Origin of the sequence: Nocardiopsis mangrovi (genome assembly GCF_042653925.1) — a bacterium.
Classification (GTDB): domain Bacteria; phylum Actinomycetota; class Actinomycetes; order Streptosporangiales; family Streptosporangiaceae; genus Nocardiopsis_B; species Nocardiopsis_B mangrovi.
Genome location: NZ_JBHSFQ010000020.1, coordinates 1 through 19,589 on the forward strand (window position 1 = coordinate 1; position 19,589 = coordinate 19,589).

The following is a 19,589-nucleotide window of genomic DNA, read 5'->3' on the forward strand; positions in this document are numbered from 1 at the left end:
CCGAAAGAGTGTCCACGGGGCCAAAACAAACTTTGGCTTAAAGAAAAACAAACACGCGCTGTTGAGTTCTCAAAAAACAACCGCTCATCCCGTACAAGCCCGAACCACCCACAAGGAGCGAATTCCCGAGGCTCTTCCGCAGAGGCGGAGCTTCCGTCCTGCTGTTGTGTCTCCACTTTATCAGGCTTTCCGGCCGCCCGCCAAACCGGCGATCAACCGCGAATTCCCGAAAAACACCCGGACAACGACCATTCCGATCATTCCGAGAAGCGAATTCAGCAACGGCATGAGTATGCCACACCGAGAACACCACTCGAAGACCAGAACGACCAACCGGATGCGGCCCCGCCCACCAGACGGTGTGCGGATCGGCCGAGAGAAGACCACCGCCCGGCCCGCAGGCCCACAAGCCCGCGCCAGGCGACTCGACCGACTATAGCGGCTGTCCCGCCGGTCGCCAACCTGAACGCGGAAGAAATTTCCGGCGACGCTCAGAGCCGGGGCCTGCCCGCGGAATCAGTGCAGGCCCACGGGCTACGTCCGCTACACCGCCGTACGGCGGCCGCCCGTCGTCTAGCCCTCATCGTCGAGAACGCGGCCGCTGCCCGTCCCCGGGGCGGCGTACAGCCACTCCACCTCCAGGTCGACCACCGCGATGCTCGCCGGCGGGAAGGAGATCAGTCCCGGATCGTCCATGAACGCCGACGCCAGGTCGGCCATGGTCGGGTTGTGGCCCACGAGCAGAAGGGTTCCCACCTCTGGGTCGACCGCATTGATGAGCCCGAAGACGGTGTCGAGATCGGCCGAGTAGGCCGACCCCTCGTACTCGACGGTCGGCCGCGTCGGCAGCTCGCCCAGCACCGCGTCCAGCGTCTCGCGGGTCCGTACGGCCGTGGAGCAGATGACGTGGTCGGGAACCAGTCCCCCCAGCGCCAGCCGCCCGCCCGCGTCGACCGCCTGCACGCGTCCGCCCTGTGTCAGGGTCCGGTCATGGTCCGGACCGGTGAACCCGTGTTCCGCACGTGCGTGCCGCAGGATGACGAGTCGCCGGCTCATGGCGACAGCACCGTTGCGACGACGGCCATGAGGGCCAGGGAGCCGAACATGACCCCCATGATGATGGCGAGCCCTTTCATTCCGGACACGGGACCGCGCTCCTCACTCGCTGTTCGTTGGCGTGGACGCTGCTCAGGTCAGCCTATGGTCTGCTCGGCGCACCCCGCCCCCGCCCCACCCCACCCGGTTCCACGGTCGTACGCCCCTCCCACCTGCCTCTTCCGTCCCGGCCACTCACCCTCCGACGCCACTCCTCCCCCGCGGACCGCAGCACTTCACGGGGGTCGCGTCCCGGCTATGGCCGCATGACACGGCGTGGCCGCCGGGTCCTGGGGGATCCGGCGGCCACGCGCGAGGCGACTGGGTGTGCCCGGGGGCACATCACGGGGTCAGTTCGTACCGCCCTCGCCCGCGTGCGCCTGCTCCTTGCGGCCGGCCGGCTCGGAGTCGTCGATGCCGGGCACGTCCGCGTTGTCGTCCGCCCCGGGCGTGCCGCCGGAGACCTGACCGGGTGCCGCGGCCGCCGTACCGGTCCCGGCGTCCGCACCGCCCGCTACCGGCGCCCCGGAGGCCGGACCGTCGGAGGAGCGGCGCTTGGACCAGACGATCGCTCCGGCGATGACGGCCACCGCCACCACCGTGATCCCCACGCGCAGGGCGATGTTGTCCGCATAGATCACCACGCTCGGCGCGATGATCAGCGCGACCAGGTTCATGACCTTGAGCAGCGGGTTGATGGCCGGCCCCGCGGTGTCCTTGAACGGGTCGCCGACCGTGTCGCCGATGACGGTGGCCTCGTGCGCCTCTGAGCCCTTGCCGCCGTGGTGGCCGTCCTCGACGAGCTTCTTCGCGTTGTCCCAGGCGCCGCCGGAGTTCGCGAGGAACACCGCCATGAGCGTCCCGGCGGCGATCGCCCCGCCGAGGAAGGCGCCCAAGGGGGCGTAGCCCAGCGCGAACCCGACCAGGATCGGGGTGAGCACGGCCAGGAGGCCGGGGGTCACCAGTTCGCGCAGGGAGTCGCGGGTGCAGATGTCGACGACCCGCGCGTACTCCGGCTTCTCGGTGCCGTCCATGATCCCGGGGCGGGTGCGGAACTGCTCGCGCACCTCCATGACGACCCGTCCGGCCGCGCGGCCGACCGCCATGATCGCCAGCCCGGAGAAGAGGAAGACGACCGCGGCGCCGAGGATGACGCCCACGAGCACGTTCGGCTGGTCGATGGAGAGGCTGAAGCCGCTCGCGGCGTCGCCCAGCGCCCCTTCCACCGAGGTGCGGAACGCGCCGAACAGGGCGGTGGCGGCGAGGACGGCCGTTGCGATGGCGATCCCCTTGGTGATCGCCTTGGTGGTGTTGCCGACCGCGTCGAGGCTGGTCAGCACCTCGGCGCCGGTTCCCTGGACGTCGCCGGACATCTCCGCGATCCCCTGAGCGTTGTCGGAGACCGGTCCGAAGGTGTCCATGGCGACGATGACGCCGACCGTCGTCAGCAGGCCGGTACCCGCCAGCGCCACCGCGAAGAGGCTGATGGTGACGGAGACGCCGCCGATGAGGAAGGCCGCGTACACGGCGCCGGCGATGAGCACCGCCGAGTAGACGGCCGATTCCAGCCCGACGGAGATGCCGGAGAGGATGACGGTCGCGGCCCCGGTCTCGGAGCTCTCGCCGATCTCACGGACCGGGCGCCGGTCGGTCTCGGTGAAGTAGCCGGTGAGCACCTGGATGGCGGCGGCCAGGACCAGGCCGACGAGCACCGCGCCGATCGCGATCACGGCGGGGTTGCCGTCCAGCGCGGCGGTCTGGTCGTCGACCCCGGTGAGTCCGGAGAAGCTCGACGGGAGGTAGACGTAGGCGGTGGCCGAGACCAGGACCGCGGAGATGATCGCGGAGATGAAGAAGCCGCGGTTGATCGCCGCCATGGCGCTCTTGTCGCGCGAGCGCGGCCGCACGACGAAGATGCCGATGATCGCGGTGAGGACGCCGATCATCGGGACCAGCAGCGGGAACACCAGTCCCTCGACGCCGAAGGCCACCCGGCCGAGGATCAGCGACGCCACGAGGACGACGGCGTAGGACTCGAAGAGGTCCGCTGCCATGCCGGCGCAGTCGCCGACGTTGTCGCCCACGTTGTCGGCGATGGTCGCCGCGTTGCGGGGGTCGTCCTCGGGGATGCCCTGCTCGACCTTGCCCACCAGGTCGGCGCCGACATCGGCCGCCTTGGTGAAGATGCCGCCGCCGACACGCATGAACATCGCGAGCAGGGCGGCGCCGAAGCCGAAGCCCTCCAGGACGAGGGGTGCCTCGCCGCGGTAGAGGAGGACGACGATGGCCGCGCCCGCGAGGCCGAGGCCGACCGTGAACATGCCGGCGACACCGCCGGTGCGGAAGGCGATCCGCATTGCGGCGTGTTCACCGCTTTCGCCGCCTTCACGGGCGGCGGCGGCGACGCGGACGTTTCCGCGCACCGCGAGCCACATCCCGATGAAGCCGGTGAGAGCGGAGAAGATCGCGCCGATCGCGAAAAACACCGACCTGCCGTAACGCACCGATTCGCTGTCGGCGGGGAGGAGCAGGAGCAGCAGGGGAATGGCGATGATGAAAATCGCGAGGGTGCGGAACTGGCGTTTGAGGTACGCCGCTGCGCCCTCTTGTACCGCGAGCGCGATGTTCTGCATTCGCTCGGTACCCTGACCCGCGGCGAGGACTTCACGCACCAGCCATCCGGCCACGGCGAGCGCCAGCAGCGCCACCGCCAAGACCACGACGACCAGCGTGAGATCCATGCCGTTCAGAGCCAGAGCCGGACCGCTTTCGGCGGCGAGGCTGAGCCCAGGCAAACCGTCCTCCTTGAGACGGGCACGTCCCGGCCCCGCGCTCGCGCACGCCGCCGTCCGGATTGGGCCGGAACAGGTAGCCCGACGGCACGCTGTGCAGGGTCATGCGGGGTGCCACCAACACATATTCAGCTTCCCGTGACCGGCGTTTCCGAAGGGCACGGTGTCGGGGATTCTACGCACCGCGACCGTGAAACGTGAGAGGAGGGCCTGAAGTTATGTGGCGCGCCGTGGATATGTGATCACACGGTGATCTCCAAAGTATGATATTTCAGTTTATACGGGACGGAATCCAGCATTTATCGCCAGACATTAATTAACGGGGCATTAGGGATGAACGGCTCAAAGAGGCATGAATAACGCAAGCGTGGAATGAGCGGTGCAGGAAGGAGGCCGCAGCGGAGCGAGAGTCCGGGCGCGAAGGTGTTCCCCCGTACCGCACAGCCAACCGGACGGCGGCGCCCTTCGCCAGCGGAACGGGGCAGATGTGTCCTAACGCACGGTCCTAGCGCACGCCACCGGGCGTGCCGCCGCCAGGGACCGACGGGTGCGTACCGCCGCGCCTCAACCTGAGGCCGGCGGTGTCGAGCGGCGCGTCGTCCCCGCGGTCCAGCGCGTCGGCGACGCCCCGGCCGAAGGCGGCGGCGCCCTGCGCGTCGACGCCCTCGGGAGCCCGGGGACCGTACTCCTCGACCCGGTCCGCCCCGCGGCGCAGCAGACGGGCGCCGCCGACGCGGTTGCCGCGCTGGGCGTGGGTGAGCCCGACGGCGACCTGGGCCAGCCCGCGCCACAGCTCCCGCTGCTCGTCGGGCGCGGACTTCCAGACGGCCTCCAGCACCTCGTGGGCGTGGAAGGCGTAGCCGTCGTCGAGGAACCGCTGTGCCGCGTCCAGGCCCTCCTGGGCGGTGAACACCGCGTCGTCGGGGACCCGGGGCACCCCGGGGGAGCCGTAGGGCAGGGGACGGCCGAGGCGGTCGCGGGGGCGCTGGTTCTGCGCCCGCCCGCTGGGGTCGCGGTCCCGTCCGCCCTCCTGCGTCGCGCCCATGCGCCACTCCGTTCCCGTCGTGGTTCCGGCCCCGGTTCCCGGTCCCGGTCGCCGTCCTGCCCGTGCCACCCGCCCGGCCTCAGGGGACTCCGCACGGGCACCGGGCGGCCCGCCGCCGGAGTCCGCCTCCGTGCGCCCCGCCGGGTCCGCGGGGTGCGCATGCCGTGCCGGTGGGCCGGCGTCCGGGCCCCGTCGGAGCGACGGCGGGTCCCAACACCCTCCCACCGCAAGCGGACGCCCTGGCGGTCAGGTGTCGGGCTCGGCGTCGGCGAGCCAGCCCGTGAGCGCCCGGTTGACCCGGTCCGGTTGTTCCTGGTGGGGAAAGTGTCCCGCACCGTCGATCAGGCGCCAGCGGTAGGGGGCGTCGACGAAGCGTCCGGAGCCGCGCGCGGTGCCCGGGAGCAGGAAAGGGTCGAGCGCCCCGTGCAGGTGCAGGGTCGGCACGGCGATGGGCCGCCGCATGCGCCGCATGTAGCGGTGGCCGTCCGGGCGCGCCTGCGACCGGAACAGCCACCGGTGGGCTTCGAGCGAGGCGTGCGCGACCCCCGGGACCTGGAAGGCGTCGCGGCAGCGGCGTTCGGTGACCGGGTCGGGCCATCCCGGCCGCGACCAGCCGCTCAGCATGGCGGCGACGGGCGCGGCGTCGTCGGCGAGCAGCCGGCGCTCGGGCAGCACGGGGAGCTGGAAGCCGTAGAAACGGCGGCTCGCCCAGCCCTGGCGCCCGGCGAGCATCGCGCCGCGCAGCCGCAGCGGGTGCGGCATCGACAGTACGGCCAGCCGCCGCACGGACTTGGGGTGGTAGGCGGCCATGGTCCAGCCGAGCAGGCCGCCGGTGGCGTGCCCGACGACCGCCGCGTTGGCCTCACCGAGCGCGCGGACCAGCCCGGCGGCGTCGGACGCCAGGGTGATGAGGTCGTAGCCGCGCGGCGGCTTGTCGCTGGCGCCGTAGCCGCGCAGGTCCACCGCTGCCACGCGGTACCCGGCGTCGACCAGCGGGGCGAACTGCCCGTGCCACGTCCACCAGAACTGCGGGAACCCGTGCAGCAGCAGAACGAGGGGTCCGTCGCCCGCTTCGGCCACGTGGAAGCGGGTGCCCGCGGCGGTCACGGTGCGGTGCGTCCACGGCCCGTCGATGAGGACCGCCGTCTCCCCGGTCACGCTCGGTCCGCCGATCAGGGCCCTCAGAAGTCCGCGGGGTGCTCGCGACGCAGCACGGCCATGGTGCGGGCCATGGTGACACCGGTGCGCGGCAGCCCCTGGATCTTCTTCAGCCTGCTGTTCCCGAGGAACACCAGCAGCCCGGCGAGCAGCACGTAGAGCACGGTGACGATGAGGAACGCGAGCCAGGCCGCGAGGCCGAGCGCCCACAGACCCAGGCCGAGGGTGATCGACGCGAGGACCAGCACCATGTGGGCCATGACCGCGGCGCCGATGAACATGACCGAGCCGCGGGCGATCTGGGCGGCGTCGCGCGCGATCTCCAGCTTGGCGAGTTCCAGTTCGAGGCGGATGAGCCGCGAGACGTTGCCGCCGGCGTCGGAGAAGAGCTCTCCGAGCGAGCGCTCAGCGGCGTCGAAGTCCTCGGACTCCGGTTCCTGGCCACCCGATCGGGTCTCGGGCATCGAGGCGGCTCCCTTCGCTGGGACGTGGGTCCTCCGCATCCTTGCACACATCCCCGCCCTGGCCGTATCCGCCGCGCGTGCGCGCCGGAATGGCGTCCGCAGGCGATGGGGGCGCGGACGCGCGGGCCGACGCGGGGTCCGGGCGGGGCGGGCGGCCGGGGCCGCCCCGCCCGCCCGGTCGCCGCTACTCGTCGCCCTTGGCGTCGGGCAGCTTGGCCGCGATGACGTCCATCACCGAGGAGTCGGTGAGCGTGGAGACGTCGCCCATGGTGCGGTTCTCGGCGACGTCGCGCAGGAGCCGGCGCATGATCTTGCCGGAGCGCGTCTTGGGCAGCTCGGGCACGACCAGGATCTGCCGCGGCTTGGCGATGGGGCCGAGCGATTCGCCCACGTGGGTGCGCAGTTCCTGAACGAGGCCGTCGCCGCCTTCGCCGGCCTCGCCGCGCAGGATCACGAATGACACGATGGCCTGCCCGGTGACGGGGTCGGTGGCGCCCACGACCGCCGCCTCGGCGACCTTGGGGTGGCTGACGAGAGCGGACTCCACTTCGGTGGTGGAGATGTTGTGCCCGGAGATGAGCATCACGTCGTCGACCCGACCGAGCAGCCAGATGTCGCCGTCCTCGTCGCGCTTGGCGCCGTCGCCGGGGAAGTAGAGGCCCTCGAAGCGCGACCAGTAGGTCTTCTTGTAGCGCTCCGGGTCGCCCCAGATTCCGCGGAGCATGGCGGGCCACGGCTCGCGGATCACGATGTATCCGCCGCCCCCGTTGGGTACGGACCTCGCCTCGTCGTCGATGACGTCGACGACGACGCCGGGCAGCGGCCGCATCGCGGCGCCGGGCTTGCCGGAGGAGACGCCGGGCAGCGGGGAGACCATGATCGCACCGGTCTCGGTCTGCCACCAGGTGTCGACAACGGGCGTGCGGTCACCGCCGATGTTCGTCCGGTACCACATGTACGCCTCGGGGTTGATGGGCTCGCCGACCGATCCCAGGACCCGCAGGCTGCTGAGGTCGAAGCGGGCGGGGATGTCCGCTCCCCACTTCATGAACGTGCGGATCGCGGTGGGCGCCATGTAGGCGATGGTGACCTTGTACTTCTCCACGATCTCCCAGAAGCGCCCCTGGTGGGGGGTGTCGGGGGTGCCCTCGTACATCACGGAGGTGGCGCCGTTGGAGAGCGGGCCGTAGACGATGTAGGAGTGGCCGGTCACCCAGCCGATGTCGGCGGCGGTCCAGAAGACGTCGGTGTCGGCCTTGAGGTCGAAGACGGCCCAGTGCGTGTAGGAGACCTGGGTGAGGTAGCCGCCGGTGGTGTGCAGGATGCCCTTGGGCTTGGCCGTCGTGCCGCTGGTGTACATGATGTACAGCGGGTGTTCGGCGTCGTGGGCCTCGGCGCTGTGGTCCGTGCTCTGGCGGTCCACGATGTCGTGCCACCAGACGTCGCGGCCCTCGGTCCACTCGACGTCCTGGCCGGTGCGGCGCACCACCAGGACGTGCTCGACCGCCGGCCGGTCGCGTACGGCGTCGTCGACCGCCGCCTTCAGCCCGCTGGCCTTGCCGCGCCGGTAGCCGCCGTCGGCGGTGATGACGACCTTGGCCTCACTGTCGTCGAGCCGGGTCCCCAGGGCCTCGACCGAGAAGCCGCCGAAGACCACCATGTGCACGGCACCGATGCGGGCGCAGGCGAGCATGGCGACAACGGTCTCGGGGATCATCGGCATGTAGACCGCGACCCGGTCGCCCTTGGCCACCCCGAGCTCCAGGAGGGCGTTCGACGCCTGGCACACCATGTCCTTGAGCTGGGCGTAGGTGATGGTGCGGGTATCGCCCGGTTCGCCCTCCCAGTGGAAGGCGACGCGGTCGCCGCGGCCGGCGTCGACATGGCGGTCGACACAGTTCACGGCGGCGTTGAGCCTGCCGCCGCCGAACCACTCGGCAAAGGGCGGATTCCAGTTCAGGACGCTGTCCCACGGGCGGTCCCAGTGCAGCCGGCGCGCCTGCTCCTCCCAGAAGGCGAGCCGGTCGTCGGCGGCGGCTTCGAGGTCGCCGGGCTTGACGTTCGCAGCGGCGGCGAGATCCGCGGGGGGCGGGAACCGCCGCGTTTCCTGAAGAAGGTTGGACAGCGTCTCGTGTCCCTGCTCCCGGGGAGTCTCAGCCACGGTTACTTCTCCTTGCTGTTCACGGTCCCACGATCTGAATATGTGGTGGAGACCACTCCATCAAGGAGGAGTGCCCGTTACAAGGGGGCAGACGGACGGCGCATGGGTTACCCGCGCGTAAGGTTCGAGGAGTGAACGCAGTGTCAGCCGATCCCCTTGAGCAGATCGCCCGGCTTCCCGGCGTCGACGCCTCCGTTCAGGAGACGCGCGCCGTCGTCGACCGCCTTCTGGGCCACCGTGTGCTGCGCCGGCGCAGCGCGGAGGTGTCCATGGAGTCCGCCCTGCGCGGGGCACGCGCATCCGCGGTCCTCGATGGCGCCGACGCCACCCTGGAACAGGTGCGCGCCGGTGAGGGCGACGATCCGCTGGTGAAGGGCGCGTTGCGGGTGTCGGGCGAGCTCGGCGTGCTCTCGGGCACGTGGCCCAAGGCCCCGCGCCAGGTCCTGGCGCGGCTGCACACGCTGGCCGCCGCCGACGGCGTCGACGCCGCGTCGCTGGGCCGTCCCCGGGCGCCGGGGGAGCCGGCCGCCGATCCACTCGGTGTGGGGCCCGCGCCCGGACCGGCCGAAGTGGCGGCCCGGCTCGACGGGCTGGACGCGCTGATGGCCACGCGCGCATCGGTACCCGCGCTCGTCGTGGGCGCCGTCGTGCACGGCGAACTGGCGGTGCTGCGCCCGTTCGGGTGGGGCGACGGCGTGGTGGCGCGGGCGGCGGAGCGGCTCACCCTCATCTCGCGGGGGCTCGACCCGAAGTCGCTGGTCCCGCTGGAAGTAGGACACGTCGAGCTGCGCGACGGGTACGGTCCCGCGCTGCGCGGCTACACCTCCGGTACGGCGGCGGGCGTCGCCGCATGGGTGATCCACTGCTGCGACGCCGTGGCGGCCGGCGCCCGCGATTCCCTGGCGACGTGTGAAGCACTGAAGCGCGGCTGACCCGCACCGCAGTGGCCCATGGCAGTTCGGCGGACGGCGGGGTTCGCTGCCACAGGGATCCCCGCGCCCGGCCTGCGACCTGCGCGGCATTCGTCTCAGTTGAATCACATTTAGCGCAGTTCTCCGCCATGCACCATGCGGTATTTGCGAAGTTCACCGGGAATGCGAACGGCGCCCGCGCCCGCCCGTCCGGGTCGAACACTGACGCCGCCGCGAGCACGTCCACCGGGCTATCAAGCGTGCGAATGATGTAGTCCGACCAGGTGGAGCCTGGTCTGGACGAGCCTCCCGCGGCTTGGTGGCGCGTGGGTTCCCGGTCTTCGTGCGGGTGGGGTCGACCTCTCCCTCACTCCTTTTCTACTCCGGGCGGCGGCGCCCTGAAACGGGGGCGCGGTCAAACTTTTCCCACGACCACGCAAAACCGGCATGGTAACCTACCGTGTCATATCTGTTACTTCCATGAGAACGGGGTCGCCCCGCCCTTCCCCCGCCGCCGGATACGCGGCCGGGCGGCATTCCCGGGTCTCCCTCGGTATCCCACACCGTGCGTCCGGCGCACCCCTCGCGCGTCCACGGCGATCCGGTCACCGCGACAGGCCCAGGAACCCTTCTCCAGCGGCCAACCCGACCTGATTGGAATACGGCGACCGGCTCTACCCCCCCGGGGCCGGACCGTACGACGGCCCCCGCTCACCCCCCGGCGGGGGCCGTCGCCCTTCCCTCACCCGGCCCGCGAACGGGGCAGCGCCGCGGGCGGGGGCGCCGTCCGGCCGTACACCGGCGCGGTCGAGGCCCCGATGCCCGATCCACTGCGAACGTCGCACTCCAAGAGCAGGGCACGATCGGCTCGACGTCGCGAGGCCCGTGCGATGCGACGTCCGGACCGGCGCTCGCCCTCCCGCCGGCGGCACGGTGCGGCGGGCCGGCCGTTCCCGCCCGGCAAGGAGCCCTTGCTCCCGCACCCGGCCACCCGCCGGCCGGCGACCTTCGCGTGATCCGCGCACCGACCGCGGAGGGCGCGCAGCCACAGGTCCGCGATGCGCGACCGGGCGCCCGCTGTGCCGTGCGATCCACCTCGACTTCGGCGACCGCCATAGCGACCGAACGCGATCGCCGTGGGATTCGGAGCGGACCCGGGCGTTCTCCGCGAGCATCCCGATCGCCGCCTGGTTCGCAGCGGTGTCCAGGCGGCGCCGGTCGCGCCGCATCAGGGCTCTGCGGATCGCGGTCGGCCACGTTCTCCAACGCCGCATCCGCTGTGCCGGTGTGCCCCCGGGGCGGCCACTCCCGCCGGATCAGGGGGAGGTGTCGACCCGGACGCCGGTGAGAAAGGGAGTGAACGCCGAGGCCGGGCTCCTTCGCCGAGGGCGATGATCCGGGGGGCTCGGCCTCGCCGCCGGCACCCGGAAGCCGCGCGTCGGTCTGCCCGCCGACCGCTTCTGCGCGCTCCACTCACCCCCGGGCCGGCCCGGGGGTGAGTGGAGCGCGCAGATCGCCGGATCGGGCGTGGAGGAGGCGGCCGGAGCGCCCCGATCGGGACGGCGGCGGGGCCCGCGACTCCGGTACGCGATCGCCGAGCCGCGTTATCCACAAGTCGCAAGGTCGACTTTCGCCCGCGCGCCCGGATGAGGGACGGTGGACGTGGGCCACCACCTCGCGTCGCACCTCCCGCGCCCCGCCGCCGCGCAGCACACGCCTCGAATCGGCACCAGGCACACCGCCGCGCCACGCCCCGCCGCACGCGGATTCCGCGGCACAGCGCGCTCACCCCGACCCGCTCACTTCCCCCGGCCCTCGTCCGTCATCGCAGCACCGGCTCGGCCCACACACACCGACGATCCCCCGCCCACCGCAGCGGCACCCACGCATCCCCCGAGCGCGACCACCGACCACTGCGGTGCCCCCTACGGTCGCTCCGGCCTGCACCACCTGCCCCGCGCGGCGCACGCCCGCACCGCGCATGAGCGCCGCCACACATCGCCGCCCGCCCGTTTGCGCGCAGCTCCGAGCGTCCGCCACTCCGCCACACACAAGGCCCAGCCCCATATACCCCGGCCCCGTCAGGGCCGCCCCACCACATACGGAGGCTCCATGGAGGCCCCGAATCCACCGCGTCCCCTCCTCGTCACCGACGACCCCGACCTCCTCGACGACCTGCTCCGGCTCACCGCTGCGGCGGCCGTCGAGCCGACCGTCGCCCACACGGCCCAGCACGCCGGTCGCGACTGGCCGCGCGCGTCCCTGGTCGTCGTGGGAGCCGATCTCCTGGGACGCGTGGCCGCGCTGGAGCCCGACCCGCACCCCTTCGTCGTCATCGTCGAACGCGACGACACCGAGGAACCCCGCGGCAGCGGTCCGAGACCCGACGCCGCGTCCCGCATCGGCGCCCGCGCCGTTCTGCGCCTACCGCGTGACGAACCCCGGCTCACGGACCTCTTCGCCGAATCCGCCGGCCCGCGCACGCCCCTGGCGCCGGTCGTATCGGTCGTCGGCGGTAGAGGCGGGGCCGGCGCGAGCACGCTGGCCATCGCCTTGGCCCTGGCCGGCCGGCGGTACGGGGCCGGCACAGCCCTGATCGACGCCGATCCCCTCGGCGGCGGACTCGACCTCCTGATCGGCGGCGAGCACGCCCGGGGCAACAGGTGGTCCGATCTCTCCGCGCGCGAAGGACGGATGAACTGGGCCGCGCTACGGACCTCGCTCCCCACCGTCCGCGACTGCGCGCTGCTCACCTGGGACCACGGCCCCGCCATCCCCATCCCCGCGCCCGCCATGCGATCCGTCCTGTCGTCGGCGGCACGCGGCGCCGAACTCGTCGTGGTCGATCTTCCCCGCACGATCGACCCCGCATCCGGCGAGGCGCTGCGCCGCAGCACCACGGCGCTGCTCGTCGTCCCGGCCGACCTGCACGCCGTCATGTCCGCGCACCGGCTCGTGCCGCAGCTGCGGCAGCACAACGGCGACCTCCGCATCGTCGTACGCGGTGCCTCCCCCGACCTCCCCGCCGAAACCGTGTCCCACGCCCTGGAGCTCCCGATGCTGGGCGAGCTGCCCACCGAACCCGGTCTTTCCCGGACCCTGGATCGCGGCGACCCGCCCGCCGGGCGCCGTTCCTCGCCCCTGGCCCGGTTCGCCGACGGCATCGTCGCAACCCTCCTGGACGGCTCCGGCAGGGCCGCGACCACACACGGCCGCGTCGGCGGCCCGGCCGCGGACTCCGGCGCCGCGCCGAAACGCCGCCGCCGCCGACGGGGCGCCCGGTCATGACCGCCGACCCTTCCCCTCCGGTTCCCGACCCCGCCCTGCTCGATGCGGTGCGCACCCGCCTCGCCCGCGAAGCGGCCGACCCGACTCCGGCCCGCGTCGCCGCCGCGCTCCGCGCCGAAGGCGGCGTCCTCGGCGACGCCGAGGTGCTCTCGTTCGTCCGCGTGCTGCGCGCCGACCTCGCCGGAGCAGGACCGTTGGACCCCCTGCTCGCCGACCCCGGCATCACCGACATCCTGGTGAACGGCCCCGGAGAGGTCTGGGTCGACGACGGCGGCGGCCTGCGCCGGGCCCCCGGCATCGTGTTCCCCGACCACGACTCCGTCCGGCGGCTCGCCCAGCGCCTGGCCGCGCAAGCGGGCCGTCGCCTCGACTCGGCCGCACCGTGGGTCGACGCCCGGCTACCCGGCGGCGCGCGCCTCCACGCCGTCCTGCCCCCGGTCGCGCCCGAAGGCGCCTGCATGTCACTCCGGCTCCCCCGGCGGACCGTGTTCTCCCTGGACGAACTGATCACCTCCGGCGCGGTGCCCGCCGCAGGCGCGCGCCTGCTCTCGGCGCTCATCGCCTCCCGCGCCGCGTTCCTGATCTGCGGAGGCACGGGCACCGGAAAAACGACCCTGTTGTCGGCGCTCCTCTCGCTCGCCGACCGCCGGGAACGGCTGGTCCTCGTCGAGGACTCCGCGGAGCTGATGCCCGACCATCCGCACGTGGTGCGCCTCCAGGCGCGCCCGCCCAACATCGAGGGCAGCGGAGAGGTCGGCATCCACCAGTTGGTCCGCCAGGCGCTGCGCATGCGCCCGGACCGGCTCGTGGTCGGCGAGGTTCGGGGGGCCGAAATCGTCACCCTTCTGTCGGCCCTGAACACCGGCCACGAAGGAGGGGCCGGCACGATCCACGCCAATGCCGCGACCGATGTACCGGCGCGTGTCGAAGCCCTGGGCTGCGCGGCGGGGCTCAGCCGCGAAGCCGTGCACAGCCAGTTCGCCGCCACCCGGGTGGTCATCGTCCACCTGCGCCGCGGCCCCGGCGCCAACCGCCGCGTCGCCGAGATCTGCGTCGTGCGTCGCGCGCCGACCGGCCTGGTCGAAGCCGTCCCGGCGGTGCGCTTCGGCGCCGACGGCACGGTCACCTGTCACGACGGCCTGCCCGCCCTCACCTCCCGCATCGGCCTCTCCCCACACCGCCCGGGGAACTCCGCCCCCTGCTGAAAAAGCCAGGCGACCGCCCGCCGTGCCCTCCTGCGTCGTGCGGCCGTGATCACCATCCCCCACCGATCCCGGCCGAGGACCGAGAGGAACACACGGTGAGGCCGCCTCGCGAACAACACCACACGGCCGGATTCCCGCCTGGCCCCGTCGGGCCCACCTCACGCCTCTCAGGCCCGCCCGGCCCCGCCACCACGCCGATCGTCGTGGGCCCCCTCATCGACCTCCACGTCCCGCACGCGGCGGCCCGCGCACCGTCCCATCTCAGGGACCGAGGCACCGCATCGCGCCGGTGTCGCCGGAATCCCGACCCACAGCCCCGCCTCGACCGCCCTCGACCCGGTCCACCGCCTGACGATTCATGGAGTCACCATGTCCGATCGCCCAGCGCCGGAGCGGATGGCCGCGCACCGCCGATCCGCCGCGTCACCGGTCCGGCCCCGGCCTCCTGGCCGAGCGCCGGTCACCGCCGATCCGCTGACCCGACCGTCTCCGTCACACTCCCCCGCCGTCGCTCATGGGCGAATCCTCATCCCCGACACCCCTTTTTCTCCGAACAGGCCGGGCCGGCTCCGGTTGAGCCGGTCCAGTGGCGATCGCCCGGCACCCGGGACGCGTTATGTTCGCCGCTCGCGGACTCGGCGAAGCCCGCGCCATCCGCGGAGCCCCTGCCGGCCGATGAGTTCCCGCCATCCGCAGGGCACAGGGCGGTGCGATCGTCGGACAGGGGCCTGGGCGGGGGAGCCGGCTTCGAAGGGGCGGTGGGACGGGTGACCGCATCGACCGGTCTCATCGATCCGCTGCTCCGCGCGGAGACGGGGTGGTGGCTGGTGTCCATCTGCGCCGCGGGAAGCGTGATCGTCCGCGCCCTGCCCTCGCCGACGCGTGTCCGGCTGCGCGGTGCTCTGGCCCGCGCCCCGGGCGGGCAGACCGGTACGCGCACCTTTTCAGGGACGGACACGCTCCCGGCCGCCGTGGCGGTCCTCGTCGCGTGGCTGCGCACGCACGTCGACGGTGTATCGGGCCGGGCCGCCAGGCGGCGGGAGCGCGCGGTCATCGACCTGTGCCGCGCCCTGGCCGCCGAACTCCGCGCGGGGCGCGCACCGCTGACCGCCGTCGAATCCGGGATCGACGCCCTCGACCCGCCCATCGCCGCTGAACTCGCACCCGTGGTGGCGGCGGCCCGGGGCGGACGCGATCCCGCCGGCGCTCTCCAGGAAGCATCGACGCGCCCCGGAGCGACCGGGCTCCGCTACCTGGGGGCGTGCTGGAGCGTGGCGGCCGGCACCGGCGCCGGGCTCGCCGACGTCGTCGACCGCCTGGCGGAGAACCTGTCGGACGAGGATGCCGCGCGGCAGGAGGTCCGGGCCCACCTATCGGGCCCGCGCACCACCGCGATCGTGCTGAGCGTGCTGCCCGTGCTCGGGCTGGCGATGTCCACGGCGTTGGGAACCGCCCCGCTCGCCTTCCTGTTCGGTACCCCGGCCGGCCTGCTGTGCCTCGGCGCCGGGATCGCCCTCGACGTGCTCGGCTTGTGGTGGACCCGGCGGATGGTCCGCCGAGCCATGGCCGCCTATGGGGCGGTGTAGCAGCGATGCCGGCACTGGAGGCCGGGGTGGCCGCGCTCGGGGTAGCGGCGGCGGTGCTGCTCACAGGCTCCTCCCGCGCCCCCGTGCGCACGAGGCTCCGCGCCCTGCCGCCCGGGGCGGAACGCGCCCGGAACCGGAACGGCCGCTCCCGAGGGGCCCTTCTCCGGGTGGTCCCGATCCTGCCCGCGCTGACCCTGGCGCTGATCGCCGGCCCCGTCGTGGGGATCCTCGTCGGGATACCGGTGGCGGGCGTGGTGTGGCGGCGGCTGGCACGCGACGTGTCGGGGCCGGGCGACCAGGAACGCGCGCGGATGGTGGCGGAGCTGCCCATGGCCGTGGATCTGCTGGCGGCCGGGCTGCGGGCGGGGTGCGCCATGCCCGACGCCCTGGCGGCGGTCACCAGGGCGACGCGCGGACCGCTGGGGGCGGTCCTGGGGGAGGTGGCCGACCACCTGCGGCTCGGTGCCGACCCCGGCACCGCATGGGGCCGGGTGGCGGGACCGCCGGACGTCACGGCGGTGGGGCGTGTCGTGGCCCGAGCAGCCGATACCGGCGCGCCGGTCGCCGACCTGCTCCACCGGCAGGCGGCGGAGATCCGCGCCGGCGCCCGGAATCGGGCGCTGGCGCGGTCCCAGCGGCTGGGGGTGCTCGTTGTGGTCCCGCTGGGGGTGTGCTTCCTCCCGGCGTTCGTGCTCATCGGGGTGGTGCCGCTCGCGGCAGGGCTCATCTCGGGCCTGATGACCCCCTGACCCGCCCTCCGGTGACCCGGCGGCGCCCGAGGTAGCGGGGCGGGAACCGGGGCCAGCCGACCGTGAGCCGCAGAGCGACCGTTGCGGCGGCGAGCAGGGCGAGCGTCCACGCGGCGAGTGTTCCGGCGAGCCGTCCCCCGGCGAGGGGGGACGGCTCGGCGGAGCCGTGTCCGAGACCGGCGATCGGCTGCGGCGCGGCCTGCGGGGGGCGTGCCGGGTCGGCGGGCGGTGCGGTGGTCGGCGGGTCGGTCACGTCCGCCGCCGCGGCCGGAGGGGTGTCGCCGGTGTCCGGTCCCCCCTGGTGAATGTCGCTGTCGGAGGGGGTCGGGTCGGCATGCGGAGGGTGGGGGCCTGCGGCATCGTCGCGCGTATCGGTGCGGTCGGTGCCTGCCATCGCGGAGGACGGCGGCGCCGCGTCCACCGGCGGGCCCTGCGCGCCGACCGCCGCGTCCGGAGTGTGGTCGGCCGCACCGCCGCCGGGCGGGGGTTCGGCCGGGCCGTTGGCGGCGGGAGGGTCGTGGATCACGGGGGCGCGATCGTGGTTGCGCTCCGGTAGCGAGGGCTCAGGAAGACCGGGGATGCCGGGCGGGACCAGGTCGGCGACGGCGTCCGCGTCGGGGACCGGAGGAGTCGGGGGCCACTCCCATGGGAGGAGGGGCCGGCGGCCGGCCGCACCGGACGGCACCGGCGGAAGGGCCCCGGCCGCGTCCTCCGACGGTTCGCCCGATGCGTCGGGGGAGCCGTGGGCGCCCGGGACGTCGAAGGCCGGCGGCGGCGAGGACGACGGGGACGGCGAGATGTCGACCGATGGGCTCGGCGCGAGCACGGGGTCCGGTCGCTCGCCATGTCCGTCACGGCCCAGGACGTCCAAGGAGTCGAGGCCGGGAACCGCCTCACCTCCCCGCTCGGGCATGGCGAACCCGCCACAGAACACGATGGCGGAGACGGCCATGGCCGTGGCCCGGGCACCGGAAACGTCGACACGCTTGGACACGGAGACCTCCAAAGATCGTCGGGGATGGCCCCGAGGGCCAGGGCGTCGGCGGATCACCGGCTCCGGCGGTGGACGGGGGCGATCAGCCCGACCCTCGGACCTCCGGTCTCCTGTGGCGACCGGGACCTGAGCCCGCTCGCACAACGGTGGCGGCGGTGGCGTCCGGCCACCGCTGGGCGGGGCCGGGAGACGACGGCACCGGGCCCCGGACCCGCTTCCGGTCGGCCGCGGCCGGTTCTGCCGGACCACCGGGGCGGGGTCCCCCGACCGGCGCCGCGCGTTCGTCGGAGTGCGCGACGTCATCCGGGAGCCTCGACGGGGCCGGCCGCCGCGCGGGCGGTCGTGGCGCCGGGCCAGGTGCGTGTGGGCGTGCTGACCTCGGCGTGCAGGATCAGGCCGCTGACGGTGCAGGACGTGAGCCGGGCGCCGTTGGCCGCGGCGACGTCGCGCGCCGCGGCGCAGGCGGGACGGGTCCCGCGGGCGGCCTCGCGTGCTCCGGCAACGGCGGCGAGGTCCGCGGCGGTGGCAGCGCGGTGGCGATCCACGCGGACACCCGCGACGACCACGACCGCTAGCGCGGTGCACCAGACGATGACGCACAGGAGGAGGGTCCAGACCGTCCCCGACCCGCGGTCCGTGGCCGCTTCGGCCGCTCCCGCGCGCGACGTCCTCTCGGACCGCCGTCCGGGCCCGGGCCCGGACGGGGACGCGCGGCGGAACCGGGACGCGCTGCGCGGCCGGAAGAGGCCGCGGGGAGAGGACGGGCCGCGGAGCCGGGGGCCGGCGGGTGGGAGGGATGCGGATCCGGGGGTCGGGGCCACCCGGTGGCCGTTGTCTGCATGCCCGGGCCGACGCGTCCCCGTTGCCGCTGCGGATCGGGCGGGCCTGGACGGCGGAACGCACCGCATGGCGGGCCTCCATTCACCTTGTGCGCCACACGGCGCCGAGTCGTGGGTGTGCGCGAAGGTCCCCGCTCGGGGTGCGACCAGGACGGACCGGCCGCACCGTGGATGCGTGGCCTCGCCGATCGGTGCTCCCGCGGTGGTCATGTGCCGGGTTCGAGCGGGGTGGCGGCTTCTCCCCCGACGACGATGGGGACGGTGAACGACGGACCGATCGGAACCCGTGTGGTCACGGTGACGCGGGCCATGCCGTCGCCCCGGGAGAGCCGGGCCTCGGCGGGTTCGGGCGCGACCCGGGCGATCAGCGACAGCACCTCGGTATCGGACTCCCCACGCGCCAACGCGCGGGCTCCGACCCTGGCGGAATCGACACACGCGAGGTGCGCCGCCGCCGCTTGGACGACCGCCAGCGCCACGGCGAGCACGAGCGCCAGCGACGGCAGCGCGACGGCGATCTCGGCGGTGACCCCGCCGCTGTCATCCGCCGACGCGCAGCGCATCGGTGACGATCTGCGTGAGGGTGTCGCGAACCTCGGCGCTGGTGAGGATGACGTACAGGACAGCGGCGAAGGCACATGCCGTGACGGTTCCGATGGCGTACTCCGCCGTCGACATGCCGCGATCCTGTGCGGCGCGGCTGGGGCGGCGGATGCGGGCGATGTGGCGGCGGACGGAGGAGGGGAGCAGGGGGACGGGCATGGCGACGACTCCAACAGGCCGGTGACCGGGCGCGCGGGGCGGTGTCCCGCGCTCTGAACCCAGGGTGAGCGTCGACGACCGCGCGGCGGAAGCGGAACTTCACAGCTGTGGATAACCGCCCCGGACCGACCGCGCACACACGACATCGCCCGCCCGGGGAAGGCGGCGACGGGAAACAACGGGCAGTCCGCACACTCCACCGCCCATCTCGTCCCGTCCCCGAAAAGCCGGATCGGGACGAGGTCGCCGCGGTGCCACCGCTCCACACGCACGCGCAGAGATCGGCTCGGTCACGCCCCCCGTCGGCGCGAGCACCGCCGAAACGGCGCTGTCGGCGTCGTTGGCGGCCGAGGAGTCCCTCGCGGTGGTGGTGACGCAAGGCGACGCCGCGCGGCGCAGGCGCTCACCGTTCGGGTACGGGTGGTACAGCCCGTGGCGACCATCCGGCAGGACACCGCACACGGTGCCCCCGGGTCACCCGGCCACCACGGCGAGCTCCGACCTTCACGACGACCCGTGGACCACCATCAGCGGACACGT

At 73.4% G+C, this 19,589-nt stretch carries 15 protein-coding genes; 5 read left to right on the plus strand and 10 right to left on the minus strand.

The features are described from left to right. Positions 1-573: 573 nt before the first annotated feature. The 6 genes from ACFO4E_RS19175 to acs all read right to left on the minus strand — a co-directional run bounded on the left by ACFO4E_RS19175 (position 574) and on the right by acs (position 8,715). The gene (locus ACFO4E_RS19175) at positions 574-1,056 is read right to left on the minus strand and encodes a SixA phosphatase family protein (RefSeq protein WP_378576728.1); all 483 of its coding nucleotides are present in this window, start codon (positions 1,054-1,056) and stop codon (positions 574-576) included. 389 nt (positions 1,057-1,445) lie between these two features. Next, entirely contained in the window at positions 1,446-3,836 is a 2,391-nt protein-coding gene (locus ACFO4E_RS19180) for a sodium-translocating pyrophosphatase (protein WP_378576926.1), read from the minus strand. A gap of 556 nt (positions 3,837-4,392) precedes the next feature. Beyond that, positions 4,393-4,932 carry a DUF309 domain-containing protein gene (locus ACFO4E_RS19185; protein WP_378576730.1) on the minus strand — a complete coding sequence of 180 codons (540 nt, stop codon included), beginning with the start codon at positions 4,930-4,932 and terminating at the stop codon, positions 4,393-4,395. 246 nt (positions 4,933-5,178) lie between these two features. Continuing rightward, the gene (locus ACFO4E_RS19190) at positions 5,179-6,090 is read right to left on the minus strand and encodes an alpha/beta fold hydrolase (protein WP_378576732.1); all 912 of its coding nucleotides are present in this window, start codon (positions 6,088-6,090) and stop codon (positions 5,179-5,181) included. Between the two features lie 23 nt (positions 6,091-6,113). After that, entirely contained in the window at positions 6,114-6,554 is a 441-nt protein-coding gene (locus tag ACFO4E_RS19195) for a phage holin family protein (protein WP_378576734.1), read from the minus strand. Positions 6,555-6,738: 184 nt separating this feature from the next. Then, positions 6,739-8,715 (minus strand): acetate--CoA ligase, encoded by a 1,977-nt coding sequence (acs, locus tag ACFO4E_RS19200; protein WP_378576736.1) that lies wholly within the window; start codon positions 8,713-8,715, stop codon positions 6,739-6,741. A gap of 131 nt (positions 8,716-8,846) precedes the next feature. Between acs and ACFO4E_RS19205 the strand changes: the two genes are divergently transcribed. From ACFO4E_RS19205 to ACFO4E_RS19225, 5 genes are all read left to right on the plus strand, one after another. Beyond that, complete coding sequence (locus tag ACFO4E_RS19205; RefSeq protein WP_378576738.1) at positions 8,847-9,647, plus strand: Fic family protein; 801 nt, start codon at positions 8,847-8,849, stop codon at positions 9,645-9,647. Between the two features lie 2,091 nt (positions 9,648-11,738). Next, complete coding sequence (ssd, locus tag ACFO4E_RS19210; RefSeq protein WP_378576740.1) at positions 11,739-12,914, plus strand: septum site-determining protein Ssd; 1,176 nt, start codon at positions 11,739-11,741, stop codon at positions 12,912-12,914. Further along, on the plus strand, positions 12,911-14,119 hold the full coding sequence (locus tag ACFO4E_RS19215) for a TadA family conjugal transfer-associated ATPase (protein WP_378576742.1): 1,209 nt from the start codon (positions 12,911-12,913) through the stop codon (positions 14,117-14,119). Before ssd ends, ACFO4E_RS19215 begins: the two co-directional genes overlap by 4 nt. Positions 14,120-14,886: 767 nt before the next feature. Continuing rightward, positions 14,887-15,705: a type II secretion system F family protein gene (locus ACFO4E_RS19220; RefSeq protein WP_378576744.1), complete on the plus strand. Its 819-nt coding sequence runs from the start codon at positions 14,887-14,889 to the stop codon at positions 15,703-15,705. 5 nt (positions 15,706-15,710) lie between these two features. Then, complete coding sequence (locus ACFO4E_RS19225; protein ID WP_378576746.1) at positions 15,711-16,454, plus strand: type II secretion system F family protein; 744 nt, start codon at positions 15,711-15,713, stop codon at positions 16,452-16,454. Here the strand turns inward: ACFO4E_RS19225 and ACFO4E_RS19230 are convergent. From ACFO4E_RS19230 to ACFO4E_RS19245, 4 genes are all read right to left on the minus strand, one after another. Further along, complete coding sequence (locus tag ACFO4E_RS19230) at positions 16,429-17,448, minus strand: hypothetical protein (protein WP_378576747.1); 1,020 nt, start codon at positions 17,446-17,448, stop codon at positions 16,429-16,431. The two genes, ACFO4E_RS19225 and ACFO4E_RS19230, sit on opposite strands and share 26 nt — an antisense overlap. A gap of 299 nt (positions 17,449-17,747) precedes the next feature. Further along, complete coding sequence (locus ACFO4E_RS19235; protein WP_378576749.1) at positions 17,748-18,497, minus strand: Rv3654c family TadE-like protein; 750 nt, start codon at positions 18,495-18,497, stop codon at positions 17,748-17,750. Beyond that, positions 18,494-18,850 carry a TadE family type IV pilus minor pilin gene (locus ACFO4E_RS19240; protein WP_378576751.1) on the minus strand — a complete coding sequence of 119 codons (357 nt, stop codon included), beginning with the start codon at positions 18,848-18,850 and terminating at the stop codon, positions 18,494-18,496. The genes ACFO4E_RS19235 and ACFO4E_RS19240 overlap by 4 nt, the downstream gene beginning before the upstream one ends. After that, complete coding sequence (locus ACFO4E_RS19245) at positions 18,828-19,049, minus strand: DUF4244 domain-containing protein (RefSeq protein WP_378576753.1); 222 nt, start codon at positions 19,047-19,049, stop codon at positions 18,828-18,830. The genes ACFO4E_RS19240 and ACFO4E_RS19245 overlap by 23 nt, the downstream gene beginning before the upstream one ends. Between the last annotated feature and the right edge of the window lie 540 nt (positions 19,050-19,589).